The organism is Klebsiella sp. TF21-TM (assembly GCF_019753495.1).
Classification (GTDB): Bacteria; Pseudomonadota; Gammaproteobacteria; order Enterobacterales; family Enterobacteriaceae; genus Klebsiella; species Klebsiella quasipneumoniae.
Genome location: NZ_JAIJYL010000029.1, coordinates 15776 through 27947, shown reverse-complemented (window position 1 = coordinate 27947; position 12172 = coordinate 15776). Strand labels below are relative to the sequence as shown.

Here is a 12172-nt window from a genome sequence, read left to right as displayed (position 1 = left end):
GCTCACGATTATTGCACATCACCCGAAATGATAACGCCGCGCGAACGCGGCCAGACCTTCTTATTGTTGCGCCTGCTGAGTATCAGCAATCGCGCCAAGAACCACATCATGCGGCACTCCGCCGCGCAGCTCGCTGCTTCCTATTGCGAGCGGGAGCACCAGCCGCATTTCGCCAGCCAGTACTTTCTTATCGCGCATCATATGGGGCAAATACGCCTGCGCACTCATTTCCTGCGGGCCGCGTACCGGTAAGCCTGCACGCTTGAGCAGATCGATAAGGCGCTGAGTATCCTGCGCGCGGAACTGCCCCAGCCGCTCGGACGTATGCGCCGCCATCACCATACCTGCCGCCACCGCTTCGCCGTGCAGCCAGTTACCGTAGCCCATTTCCGCCTCGATAGCATGGCCGAAGGTATGTCCAAGATTGAGTAAAGCACGTAACCCGGTTTCACGCTCGTCGGCAGCCACAACTTCCGCTTTCAGCTCACAGCAACGGCGAATGCAGTACGCCATGGCCTTTTCATCCAGCGCCAGCAGGGCATCAATGTTGTTTTCCAGCCAGCTGAAGAATGCGCCGTCGAGGATCACCCCATACTTGATGACCTCAGCCAGTCCGGAAGCGAGTTCGCGCTTCGGAAGCGTCTTCAGACAGTTAAGATCAACCACCACGGAAACCGGCTGCCAGAAGGCGCCAATCATGTTTTTGCCGAGAGGGTGGTTCACTGCGGTTTTGCCGCCGACCGACGAGTCGACCTGCGACAGCAAGGTGGTAGGGACCTGGATAAAACGCACGCCGCGCTGATAGCTTGCCGCGGCGAAACCGGTTAAATCACCGATAACACCGCCGCCGAGCGCCACCAGCGTGGTGTCGCGGCCATGGGGTTTTTGTAACAGCGCGGTAAATACGGTATCCATCACCGCCAGGCTTTTATACTGCTCGCCGTCGGGCAGGATCACGCTGTCAACGTTGACCCCTGCCTGCTCCAGCGCAGAGCGGACGGTATCCAGATAAAGCGGCGCCAGCGTTTCGTTGGTGACCAGCATAGCCTGGTCGCCCGACTTGAGTGGCAGGAAGGAAGCTGGATCGTTAAACAAACCAGCCGCGATGGTAATCGGGTAACTACGTTCCCCGAGGGTAACAGTAAGCCTCTCCATAACGCGACATCCACCTCAATGACTTTTACTCTGACGCACTTTTATTAAGCCAGAATCAGTTGCTTTCCAGCATATGAATAATCTGGTTCGCGACGACTTTCGCACTCTGATCGTCTGTGCGGATAGTCACATCGGCGATCTCTTCATACAGCGGGTTACGCTCGTCAGCCAGCGCTTCCAGTACTTCACGAGGCGGCGCATCGACTTGTAGCAAAGGACGCTTTTTATCGCGCTGCGTACGGGCCAACTGCTTCTCGATCGTTGTTTCCAGGTAGACCACCACGCCGCGGGCGGAGAGACGGTTACGCGTTTCACGGGATTTTACAGAGCCGCCGCCAGTCGCCAGCACAATCCCCTGTTTTTCCGTCAACTCATTGATAATTTTTTCTTCACGGTCGCGGAAGCCTTCTTCGCCTTCAACATCGAAGACCCAGCCCACATCAGCGCCAGTGCGTTTCTCAATCTCTTGATCAGAATCGTAAAATTCCATGTTGAGCTGTTGGGCTAACTGGCGCCCAATAGTGCTTTTGCCGGCACCCATAGGCCCAACCAGAAAGATATTGCGTTTCTCTGCCATTTTTTCGGTACTACTAAGACTATTCGTTAATGATAAACCCGCTTCGCAGACACCCAGCGCCGCAGGGCATGAACTGAAACCTCATATGCAATAGAGCGAGAGTCAGACTAAAAATTATCTCAATACTCCGGCTGGTTTGGCAACTGAATAAAATCGCCGGACAATAAAGGGAGGATTGATGTCGTACCCGACTCTCAAATCGGTACCCCTTGTATGCTAAATCCGTCCTCACGTCAAACACCTGAAACGTGTTTAGCATGAAAAACCTGCTTAACGTACTGCCAGAATCCGTGGCGTAATAAAGACAACCAGTTCACGGCGTTCATTATCTTTCCCGTCGCGGCGAAACAGACGCCCCAGCACCGGGATATCGCCAAGCAGCGGGACGCTGTCGCGGGCGGTTTTGTTTTTCTGCGAAAAGATGCCGCCCAATGCCAGGGTCTCGCCGCTGCGGACTTCCACCAGGGTCTCGATCTCCTGTTTATCAATGGCCAGCGCCTCGCCGTTATCCTGCTTCAGCACCTGGCCTGGCGTGTTCTCGCTTATTCGCAGCTTCAACCGCACTCTCCCCTGCTGCAGCACCGTCGGCGTCACCTCCATGCCCAGCACCGCCTCTTTAAACTCCACCGACGTGGCGCCGCTTTCACCGCTGGAGACCTGATAGGGGATCTCGCTCCCCTGCTTGATGCTGGCGGGCTGCATATGGGAGGCGAGCAAACGAGGACTGGCGATAATCTCGACCTGCTGCTTGCGCTCCAGCGCGGAAAGCTCCAGCTCAAGCAAGCGCCCGTTAATTTTGCCGATGTTAAAGCCTGCGCGGGTGCTGGCATCGTTGACCGACACATCGCTGCTTAGGGTGGTGATGTGCCCGGATCCCGGGGTGCTTTCAGCCTCCGCCAGCCGCCACTTCACCCCCAGTTCACGCAGGCTGGTTTCGCTCATCGACACGATATGGGCGGCCAGCTCCACCTGTCCGACCGGCAGATCCATCTCCTGCGCCCAGGCCTTCAGCGCCGGCAGATGCCGCGCATCATCGCGGATCAGCAGCCGATTGGTCCGCTTGTCCGCCATCAGGTTTCCCCGGGCGCTAAGCAACTTACCGCCGCTTTTAGCCAGCTCCTCGGCATCGGCATAGTGCAGCGTCACGCTCTCCGCCAGCAGCGGCAGGTTCTGCAGACGTTTCGCCTGTTCAGCTTCGCGCTGCGCCAGATTGGCTTTTTGCCAGGCCTGCGTATGCGCGTAGATGACCGTCCCCTGCTGTTGCAAAGAGAGGCCTGCGCTATCCGCCACTGCCCGCAGCGCCTGGGTCCAGGGGACCTTCTGCAGGCGCAGGGAGAGCGTGCCGCTGACGTCCGGTGCGACAACGAGGTTCTTATGGTTCATTTCGGCCAGGGCTTGCAGCACCTGGGCCACTGGCGCGTCGTCAACGACCAGCGAAACCGGCTTGTCATTTCGCGCGGCGACCACCGCCAGCGGTAGCAGCAGAAGCAGCAGGCTTATCCATCGCATCATCTTGTTTTCCTTCACGTTGCCAGCGCCACGCTGGCGGTTCACATCCCGGAGGAGTGACGATGTCCAGCTCGCCGGCCGTCAGCCGACTCACCCGCCAGCCCGTGGGCAATTGCTCATCCAGGCGTACCCGTCGCCACATGCCGCTTCCATCCTGCAAAAAACCCGTCCAGCCTGCGCCATCGCCGGCCGCGCCGCCATAGCGCCATTGCGACAGCTGCGCCGTGCGGCAAGGATCTTCAACCGGCAGGAAAGGATCGCGCCCGGCCGCCAGCAGCGACAGCGGCAACCACAGCAAAATCCAGCATTTACCGCCCATCTTCCGCCTCCAGCTGCAGCCGCATGCGCAGCGCCTGCCCCTCGCGCTCCAGCGAGAACGAACGCGGGTTCATCCCGCAGCGCGCCAGCCATGAGAACAGGGCGGGTACCGTCGGCCAGGGGAGAGACAGCGCCATCTCACCGCCGCTCCCCTGCGGATGCCAGGCGATTAGCTTCGCGCCGGCGAGCGGAATGGCGATGGGCGAGAACGGCTGCTTGTCGATGCGTTCCCCGGAACTTTCACCGGCGGGGATGCGCAGCGCCATGATCCGCCGCCACTGCGTTTGCAGAGCGCCATCGCGGGACAGCGCCGCCAGCGGCTGGGGGGCATCGCGCCAGAGCGCCACGCCGCCCCCCATCAGCCCCATCGCGAGCAGGATCAACAGCCCCGCCCGGGTGCGCCGGGTGTTAATCCGCATCGGTGCGCGCTCCCGACAGGGTAAAACTGAACTGCCAGCGCCCCTCGGCGTCGCGCTGCGTTCCGCCGGCTTTAGCCGGCGCGAATCCCGCGACGCTGGCCAGAGCAGCCTCCACCCGGGCCAGCGCCTGCAGGTTGAGGGCCAGGCCATCCAGCGTCAGGCGCGCCCCCTGGTACTCCAGCCGCGTCAGCCATGCCTGAGCGGGCAGGCCTGCCGCGAGCGCCATTAGTCGGGGTTGCCAGGCGGCGATCGTCGATCTGCGCTGGCGCTGCTCGCGCTGGCGTTGATGCTGCTGCCATGCCTCGCGCATCGCCTGTTCACGCTGTTTGAGCGAGGCGAGCAACGCAGCGTCGGCTGTCGTGTGGATCCTCGCCAGAGCGTCGCGCTGTAGACCCGCTGTTCGCCCCGCCTGCAGAGTCGTCCCCACCAGCAGCACGATACCGGTGGCTAACAACAGGGCGTAGCGCAGGCGCTGGCGGCGACGCAGGTCACGCCAGGGGAGAAGATTAACGACATGCGTCATGGCGCCCGCCTCCCAGCGCCAGCCCAAGGGCAATGGCGTAGCGATCGCCGTCGGCTGGCAGCGGAGGCTGCCGGCGGTGAACCACCTGCCAGACATCAAAACGACTGCCCTCGTCGCCCGCATCAGCGCACAGGCGCAAAGGAACCTGAAGTTGCCCCGCCAGCTGGCTTAAGGACCCTATCGCATCGCAGGCGTCACAGCCCCAGGCCTCCTGGGTCGCCCATAGCCAGTACTTTTCATCCCGCCACGCCAGGCCTTGCTCTGCTGCCGTCATCCAGGGGAAAAAGGCGCCGAGCGCGCTGGCATCCGGTACGATGGCCGCCACCCGCAGCCGCAGCCGCCCTGCCAGCTCCCGCAGAACATTGATATCCAGCCGCTGCGCCGCCGTCACCTGCCAGCCGTCATCCCGCGAGGTGGGCGCATAATCAATACATAGAGAGGAGGCGGGCATCGCCAGCTGCTGGGTCATGGCGCTGGCTATCCACGTCGCCTGTTCCCGCTCTCGCAGGGCGAACTGGGGATAAGGCAGGCGTTTTTGCAGCGTGCGAGCCGCGGGAAAGGCGATACTGATCTGATGCTGCACCGGTAGCTCCCGCCGCCAGGCGGCCAGCCGTAAGCCGAGGGCGCTAACGTCCGCCACCATCCCCTGCCGCACCAGACCTGGCGGCAGCGGAATGCGCCACCAGCGGCGCAGTGCCCAGTGTGAGCGCTCATGCAGTAGCGCGACAATGGCAATGCTATCCTGTTGGATATGCATTCCGATCCGCCAGTTTCTGAAAGCCATGCTTACGATCTCCTTATCCGGCAAAACTGTCCGGCTATATCAATGCACCTGGCTTGCCTTTATACTACCGCGCGTTTGTTTATAAACTGCCCAAATAAAACTAAATGGGAAAACACCGGTGAAGTTCGTAAAGTATCTATTGATCCTTGCAGTCTGTTGCGTACTGCTGGGAGCAGGCTCGATTTTTGGCCTCTACAAATACATAGAGCCGCAACTCCCCGACGTCGCAACCCTGAAGGATGTGCGTTTGCAGATCCCGATGCAGGTCTATAGCGCCGACGGTGAGCTTATTGCGCAGTACGGCGAAAAGCGCCGTATCCCTGTAACGTTGCAGCAAATTCCCCCCGAGCTGGTGAAAGCGTTTATCGCCACCGAAGACAGTCGTTTCTATGAGCATCACGGCGTCGATCCGGTGGGTATATTCCGCGCCGCCAGCGTGGCGATGTTTTCAGGCCACGCCTCGCAGGGCGCCAGCACCATCACCCAGCAGTTAGCGCGTAACTTCTTTCTCAGCCCCGAGAAGACGTTGATGCGTAAGATTAAAGAGGCCTTTCTGGCCATCCGCATCGAGCAGCTGCTGAACAAAGATGAAATCCTTGAGCTGTATCTGAACAAGATTTACCTCGGCTACCGCGCCTATGGCGTCGGCGCCGCGGCGCAGGTCTATTTTGGCAAACCTATCGACCAGCTGACCCTCAGCGAAATGGCGGTGATTGCCGGTCTGCCGAAAGCCCCGTCCACCTTTAACCCGCTCTATTCGATGGATCGCGCCACAGCCCGTCGCAACGTGGTGCTGTCGCGTATGCTGAGCGAGGGGTACATCACCCAGGCGCAATACGATGAAGCGCGCAGCGAACCCATCGACGCCAGCTACCACGCGCCGAAAATCGCCTTCTCAGCGCCTTATCTGAGCGAAATGGTGCGCCAGGAGATGGTGAATCGCTATGGCGAGCAGGCCTATGAAGATGGCTACCGGGTGTACACCACGATTACCCGCAAAAACCAGCAGGCGGCCCAGCAGGCGGTCCGCAATAACGTGCTGGATTACGATATGCGTCACGGCTACCGCGGCCCGGCCAGCGTGCTGTGGAAGGTCGGCGAAACGCCGTGGGAGGCGAAAAAGATCGTCGACGTCCTGAAGCGCCAGCCTGGCTTAGGCCCGCTTTCTCCTGCGGTGGTCACCTCCGCGAATGCCCAGGAGGCCATCGCGCTGTTGGTTAACGGCGACTCCGTTTCACTGACGATGGACGGCGTGCGCTGGGCTCGTCGCTTTATCTCCGATACGCAGCAGGGGGCGACTCCGCGTAAAGTCAACGACGTCGTGCAGGCCGGGCAGCAGATCTGGGTTCGCAAAGTGGGTGACAGCTGGTGGTTGTCGCAGGTCCCGGACGTCAACTCGGCGCTGGTCTCCATTAACCCGCAAAACGGCGCGATTATTGCCCTTGTCGGTGGGTTTGACTTTAACCAGAGCAAGTTTAACCGCGCCACCCAGGCGCTGCGCCAGGTCGGCTCCAACATCAAGCCGTTCCTCTACACCGCTGCGATGGATAAAGGCTTAACTCTGGCAAGCATGCTCAACGATGTGCCAATCTCGCGCTGGGACGCCGGGGCCGGCTCCGACTGGCGGCCGAAAAACTCGCCGCCGCAGTATGCCGGTCCGATTCGTTTACGCCAGGGCCTGGGGCAGTCGAAAAACGTGGTAATGGTGCGCGCCATGCGCGCCATGGGCGTTGACTATGCCGCCGAGTATCTGCAGCGCTTTGGTTTCCCGGCGCAAAACATTGTCCACACCGAATCGCTGGCGCTGGGCTCCGCCTCCTTTACGCCTCTGCAGGTCGCCCGCGGGTATTCGGTGATGGCCAACGGCGGCTTCCTGGTCAACCCGTTCTTTATCAGTAAGATTGAGAATGATCAGGGTGGGGTCCTCTTCGAGGAGCGCCCGAAAATCGCCTGCCCGCAGTGTGATTTACCGGTGATTTACGGCGATACGCCAAAATCCAATGTGCTGGAAAACAAAGATGTGGAAGATGTCGCCACCTCGACGGAACCGCAGAATGGCAACGTGCCGCCGCAGCCGCAGCTGGAGCAGGCCAATCAGTCACTGGTGGCGCAGAGCGGCGCCCAGGAATACGCGCCGCATGTGATCAATACCCCGCTGGCCTTCCTGATCAAGAGCGCGCTGAACAGCAACATCTTTGGCGAACCGGGCTGGATGGGAACCGGCTGGCGCGCCGGACGGGATCTGCAGCGGCATGATATCGGCGGCAAAACCGGAACCACCAACAGCTCGAAGGACGCCTGGTTCTCAGGCTACGGGCCGGGCGTGGTGACCTCGGTTTGGATCGGCTTTGACGATCATCGTCGCGATCTTGGCCGGACCACCGCATCAGGGGCGATTAAAGATCAGATCTCCGGCTACGAAGGCGGCGCCAAAAGCGCCCAGCCGGCCTGGGACAGCTTTATGAAGAGCGTGCTGGAAGGCGTTGCGGAAGAGCCGTTAACGCCGCCGCCGGGAATCGTCACGGTGAATATCGATCGCAGCACCGGTCAGCTGGCGAACGGGGGCAACAGCCGGGCGGAATACTTTATTGAGGGTACCCAGCCCACGCAGCAGGCGGTCCATGAGGTGGGCACCACCTTGACGGACGGCGGCGGTGAAACCCACGAGCTGTTCTGACAAAAAAAGCGCCTGCGGGCGCTTTTTTATTGCTGCTTAGCGTGAACGCTCGTTCAGAGTCTTCCCTGGGCCTGCAGCCATTCCCGCACTAAAAACAGCGCGCTGACGTTGCGGGCCTCGTTAAAATCTTCTTCATCCAGCAGCGACATCAGCTGCGTCAGCGGCCAGCGCACCTGCGGCAGCGGCTCGGGCTCATCGCCCGGCAGCGACTCCGGATAGAGATCTTCCGCCACCAGGATATTCATTTTGCTGGAGAAGTAAGAGGGAGCCATACTGAGCTTCTTCAGGAACGTCAGCTTATTGGCGCCGAAGCCAACCTCTTCTTTCAGCTCGCGATTGGCCGCTTCATCCACGGTTTCACCCGGATCAATCAGCCCTTTGGAGAAGCCCAGCTCGTAGGATTCCGTCCCGACGGCATACTCGCGAATCAAAATAATATGATCATCCACAATCGGCACAATCATTACCGCTTCGCGGGTGGAAGGCCGCATACGTTCATAAACGCGACGCACACCGTTGCTGAATTCCAGATCGACGCTTTCGACATTAAAGAGGCGCGAACGGGCGACAGTTTCAACATTGAGAATGGTGGGTTTTTGTAATGATTTGCTCATTGTCATCGGTCTATGCTGTGATTAAGCAGTCATTGTGCGATACGCAACACGCTTTCGGCAATCCAAATCGCCACTTATTTACAGAGTTGTAACCTTTTCCCTGCAAAGGTGAAAGTAATAAAGATAAAAAAGTCAATAGCTTGAATTCTGTTTGAGAATTTACCGATTTCTGCGCTTTAACGTTTTTGGTAAGCTTATACACTGCTGCATGACATATTCACTACCCTGCAAGCAGGTGCGCCGCTAACACTGCAGCTTGACGTTAGTCTTCACGTTCACCGACGATTTCGTAAGAAAAATATAACTATGATGGGATGGGCATGGGCACCTTTCTGATATTCCTTACAGCTCTGCTAATCTGCGTATTGCTCATTGGATGGTGGTATCGCACGCACGCCAGACGCCGCCGGCTCCCCCTACTGCACGCCTTTAGCGATGCCACCACTCGGCCGCTCCCTGCCGATGAGCGCCAGGCCATCGAAAAGTATCTTGCCGAACTGAGCCGCGCCCAGCAGGTGCCCGCGTCCGGCGCCACCAGCGCGCCCGTCGCTCTGGCGCTAAACGAACAGAGCGATACCGTCTATGGGTTGACGCGAGCCATCACCCGCTACGGGATCACCACCGACGCGCCGAATAAATGGCGCTATTTTCTCGATTCGGTGGAGGTACATCTGCCGCCGTTCTGGGAACAGCATATCAACGATGAAAACAGCGTTGAGCTGATCCCCACCGACAGCCTGCCGCTGGTTATCACCCTTAACGGTCATACCCTGAGCGACTATCGTCAGGAAGCGCAAAGCTACGCTCTGGAACGCGCCTCGGCCACCCAGGCCTCGATTCGCGGCGAAGAGAGCGAACAGGTAGAGCTGCGGCAGATCCGGCGGGAAAGCCCGGAAGAGCACGCCCTGAATCGCCCGGACGGTCTGCGGGAAGCGATCCTGATCGTCGCCTCTTTCCTGTTCTTTTATTTCAGCCTGATTGGGCCAGCCGTCTTTACCCCGTGGCTGGTAGCCGCCGGTTTGCTGCTGCTCGCCGCCGGCCTGTGGGGGATCTATGCCCCGCCGCGCCGCGCCGCGCTGCGCGAAATCCACTGCCTGCGCGGCGTCCCGAAGCGCTGGGGGCTGTTCGGCGAAAACGATCAGGAACATATCAATAATATCTCGCTGGGCATTATCGATCTCATCTATCCGCGCCACTGGCAGCCCTGGATCGCCCAGGACCTCGGACAGCAGACCGATATTGATATCTATCTCAACCGCCATGTGGCCCGTCAGGGACGCTACTTGTCGCTTCATGATGAAGTGAAAAATTTCCCGCTGCAGTACTGGCTGCGCAGCGCGATTATCGCCGCCGGCGCTCTTGTGGTGGTGATCATGCTATGGGCCAGCGTACCGCTGAATATGCCGTTTAAGTTCACCCTGTCGTGGCTGAAGGGGGCGCAGACGATTGAAGCCACGACCGTCAGCCAGCTGGAAAAGGCCCATGTGCGTATTGGCGATACGCTGCGCCTGACCGGTACCGGGATGTGCAACATCCGCACGCCGGGCAGTTGGACGGCCAAAGAGGATTCGCCGTTCCTGCCTTTCGATTGTTCGCAGATTGTGTGGAACGATGCCCCTCCTCTGCCGCTGCCGGAGTCTGACATTGTCAGCAAAGCGACCGCCCTGATGGAGTCCGTCCAGCGTCAGCTGCACCCGGAAACCGACGACGACTCCCGCGTCAGCCCGGCGCTGCGCTCCGCCATTCAAAAATCAGGCATGGTGCTGCTGGATGATTTCGGCGATATCGTTCAGAAAACCAACGATCTCTGTTCGGCTGCCGATGATTGCCTGCGCCTGAAGAACGCGCTGGTTAATCTCGGCAATACCCGTAACTGGGAGACGTTAACCAAGCGCGCGTCCGCCGGGAAACTGGATGGTGTGAACGTGCTCCTGCGACCAGTCAGCGCCGAGTCGCTGGAGAATCTGGTGACCACCTCAACCGCCCCCTTTGTAATGCGTGAAACCTCGCGAGCGGCGCAGGCGCTCAACAGCCCGGCCCCGGGCGGCTTCCTCATCGCCAGCGACGAGGGCAGCGTGCTGGTCAATCAGCCGTGGCCGGCGGTAAGCCTGTATGATTACCCGGCGCATGAGCAATGGGGCGAACTGCGGCGGCTGGCCGGTATGCTGATGCATACCCCCTTCCATGCCGAAGGGATCGTCACCAATCTGTTTACTGACGCCAACGGCACCCAGCATATCAACCTGCACCGCATTCCCGACCGCAGCGGCCTGTGGCGCTATCTGGGCATCACTCTTCTGCTGCTGTCGATGGTGGGATGCATGGCTCACCACGGCGTGCAGGCGCTGCGTCGTTATCAACGCCATCGCCAGCGTATGGAAGAAATTCAGAAATATTACGAAAGCTGCCTGAACCCGGTGCTGCTCCCCTCGTCTGACCCGCAAGATTAATTTCCCCGGCGGCAGGGTGTGATACCCTGTCGCCCATTTCCCGCTCGCTGGAGAGTCATCATGCATTTTGATATCGCCTGGCAGGAGGTCGATACCGTTCTGCTGGATATGGACGGCACGCTCCTGGATCTCGCTTTCGATAACTATTTCTGGCAAACGCTGGTGCCGGAAACCTGGGGGGCCGCCCGCGGCCTCAATCTGCAACAGGCGAAAGAGGCCATGCACCAGGAGTATCATGCCGTGCAGCATACGCTAAACTGGTACTGTCTGGATTACTGGAGCGAGCGCCTGGGTTTGGATATTTGTGCGATGACCAGCGAACAGGGTCCGCGCGCCACGCTGCGTGAGGATACCGTGCCGTTCCTTGATGCGCTCAAGGCCAGCGGTAAGCGACGTATTCTGTTAACCAATGCCCATCCCCACAATCTGGCGGTGAAACTCAAACACACCGGCCTGGATGCGCACCTTGATTTATTACTTTCCACCCACACATTTGGTTATCCGAAAGAGGATCAGCGTCTGTGGCGCGCCGTGGCGGAGGAAACCCGCCTTGAGGCGCATAAAACGCTGTTTGTCGACGACAGCGAGGCGATTCTGGATGCCGCGAGGGAGTTTGGCATTCGCTACTGCCTGGGCATTACCAATCCCGACTCCGGGCTGGCGGAAAAGCAGTATCTGCGCCATCCGGGGCTGAATGATTACCGACGACTGATCCCTTCGCTTACCCCGAAGGAGAGGCGATGAAAGAGAAGCCTGCCGAAACCGTCAGACTGGATAAATGGCTTTGGGCCGCCCGCTTTTACAAGACCCGCGCGCTGGCGCGGGAGATGATTGAAGGCGGCAAGGTGCATTACAACGGACAACGGAGCAAACCAGGGAAAATCGTCGAACTGGACGCCATGCTGACGCTGCGTCAGGGCAACGACGAGCGGACGGTGCGCATCGTCGGTATCACCGAGCAGCGCCGCCCGGCAAGCGAAGCCGTCACCCTGTATGAAGAGACGGCGGAGAGTATCGAGAAGCGTGAAAAAATGGCCCTGGCGCGCAAAATGAACGCCCTGACCATGCCGCACCCTGACAGACGTCCGGACAAGAAAGAGCGCCGCGACCTGATGAGATTTAAACACGGCGAGAGTGAGTAACTCG

Annotated in this window: 12 protein-coding genes; 4 read left to right on the top strand and 8 right to left on the bottom strand. The window is 59.6% G+C overall.

Annotated elements, in window-relative coordinates; all coding sequences use genetic code 11:
* Positions 1-60: 60 nt before the first annotated feature.
* The 7 genes from aroB to K5R89_RS22125 form a co-directional block, all read right to left on the bottom strand.
* Positions 61-1155, bottom strand: coding sequence for a 3-dehydroquinate synthase (aroB, locus tag K5R89_RS22155; protein ID WP_044524957.1), 1095 nt, complete (start codon positions 1153-1155; stop codon positions 61-63).
* A gap of 55 nt (positions 1156-1210) precedes the next feature.
* Positions 1211-1732: a shikimate kinase AroK gene (gene aroK, locus K5R89_RS22150; protein ID WP_002920267.1), complete on the bottom strand. Its 522-nt coding sequence runs from the start codon at positions 1730-1732 to the stop codon at positions 1211-1213.
* Positions 1733-2002: 270 nt separating this feature from the next.
* Positions 2003-3244 (bottom strand): DNA uptake porin HofQ, encoded by a 1242-nt coding sequence (hofQ, locus tag K5R89_RS22145; RefSeq protein WP_032429004.1) that lies wholly within the window; start codon positions 3242-3244, stop codon positions 2003-2005.
* Positions 3180-3560 carry a HofP DNA utilization family protein gene (locus K5R89_RS22140; protein WP_023291194.1) on the bottom strand — a complete coding sequence of 127 codons (381 nt, stop codon included), beginning with the start codon at positions 3558-3560 and terminating at the stop codon, positions 3180-3182. The genes hofQ and K5R89_RS22140 overlap by 65 nt, the downstream gene beginning before the upstream one ends.
* The gene (locus K5R89_RS22135; protein ID WP_072413867.1) at positions 3550-3978 is read right to left on the bottom strand and encodes a pilus assembly protein PilO; all 429 of its coding nucleotides are present in this window, start codon (positions 3976-3978) and stop codon (positions 3550-3552) included. Before K5R89_RS22135 ends, K5R89_RS22140 begins: the two co-directional genes overlap by 11 nt.
* The gene (locus tag K5R89_RS22130; protein WP_087826923.1) at positions 3968-4501 is read right to left on the bottom strand and encodes a PilN domain-containing protein; all 534 of its coding nucleotides are present in this window, start codon (positions 4499-4501) and stop codon (positions 3968-3970) included. Before K5R89_RS22130 ends, K5R89_RS22135 begins: the two co-directional genes overlap by 11 nt.
* Positions 4485-5285: a pilus assembly protein gene (locus K5R89_RS22125; protein WP_087826922.1), complete on the bottom strand. Its 801-nt coding sequence runs from the start codon at positions 5283-5285 to the stop codon at positions 4485-4487. Before K5R89_RS22125 ends, K5R89_RS22130 begins: the two co-directional genes overlap by 17 nt.
* A gap of 118 nt (positions 5286-5403) precedes the next feature.
* On the opposite strand from K5R89_RS22125, the gene mrcA reads away from it, so the two are divergent.
* Entirely contained in the window at positions 5404-7962 is a 2559-nt protein-coding gene (gene mrcA / locus K5R89_RS22120) for a peptidoglycan glycosyltransferase/peptidoglycan DD-transpeptidase MrcA (RefSeq protein WP_087826921.1), read from the top strand.
* A 53-nt stretch (positions 7963-8015) separates the two neighbouring features.
* On the opposite strand, the gene nudE is transcribed toward mrcA, so the two are convergent.
* Entirely contained in the window at positions 8016-8576 is a 561-nt protein-coding gene (gene nudE / locus K5R89_RS22115; RefSeq protein ID WP_032429005.1) for an ADP compounds hydrolase NudE, read from the bottom strand.
* 320 nt (positions 8577-8896) lie between these two features.
* Between nudE and K5R89_RS22110 the strand changes: the two genes are divergently transcribed.
* Genes K5R89_RS22110 through hslR form a run of 3 tightly spaced genes read left to right on the top strand, consistent with a single transcriptional unit; the run spans position 8897 to position 12168 of the window.
* Complete coding sequence (locus K5R89_RS22110) at positions 8897-11026, top strand: intracellular growth attenuator family protein (RefSeq protein WP_087826920.1); 2130 nt, start codon at positions 8897-8899, stop codon at positions 11024-11026.
* 60 nt (positions 11027-11086) lie between these two features.
* Positions 11087-11770 carry a GMP/IMP nucleotidase gene (yrfG, locus tag K5R89_RS22105; RefSeq protein ID WP_087826919.1) on the top strand — a complete coding sequence of 228 codons (684 nt, stop codon included), beginning with the start codon at positions 11087-11089 and terminating at the stop codon, positions 11768-11770.
* The gene (hslR, locus tag K5R89_RS22100; RefSeq protein ID WP_023291201.1) at positions 11767-12168 is read left to right on the top strand and encodes a ribosome-associated heat shock protein Hsp15; all 402 of its coding nucleotides are present in this window, start codon (positions 11767-11769) and stop codon (positions 12166-12168) included. The genes yrfG and hslR overlap by 4 nt, the downstream gene beginning before the upstream one ends.
* Positions 12169-12172: the final 4 nt, after the last annotated feature.